This is a genomic window from Arthrobacter sp. Y3221157 (assembly GCF_059089865.1).
This window is the reverse complement of the sequence record NZ_JBNHFD010000233.1, coordinates 1-395: the sequence shown is the minus strand read 5'-3', so window position 1 is coordinate 395 and position 395 is coordinate 1. Positions and strand designations below refer to the sequence as shown.

Genomic DNA, 395 nt, shown 5'->3' with positions numbered 1-395 from the left:
CGGCTTCTTCGCAGACGGTGTGCAGGCCTTCTTTTTTGACGAGGTTCTTGAGTCCGACGAACTCCGGGCCCATCTGGACCTTGGCCTTGATCCAGTCCGGCTTGCGCTCCACCGGGACGGCCGCGTTGCGCTGCTCGATCCGCAGCATCTTCCGGCCTTCGGGTGCCAGTGTCATGGTTGCTTCCTTAGTTCGTGGGTCTTGCCGTGGTTTGCTGGCTGTCAGCATTCGACGACGTTGACGGCGAGGCCGCCCATGGCGGTTTCTTTGTATTTGTCGCTCATGTCCTTGCCGGTTTCGCGCATGGTGATGATGACTTCGTCGAGCGAGACGCGGTGCGTGCCGTCGCCCCAGAGCGCCATTTTCGCGGCGTTGATCGCTTTCGCGGCCGCGATCG

General features: G+C 61.8%; 1 protein-coding gene and 1 pseudogene. Both read right to left on the bottom strand.

Translation table 11 applies throughout. The annotated features are described in order from the left end of the window. A pseudogene (locus tag AC5RTT_RS20810) lies at positions 1 to 175 on the bottom strand (lipoyl synthase); the annotation flags it as partial. A 44-nt stretch (positions 176 to 219) separates the two neighbouring features. Beyond that, on the bottom strand, positions 220 to 395 hold a 176-nt coding region (locus AC5RTT_RS20805; protein ID WP_494145356.1), incomplete at its 5' end, for an L-serine ammonia-lyase, iron-sulfur-dependent, subunit alpha.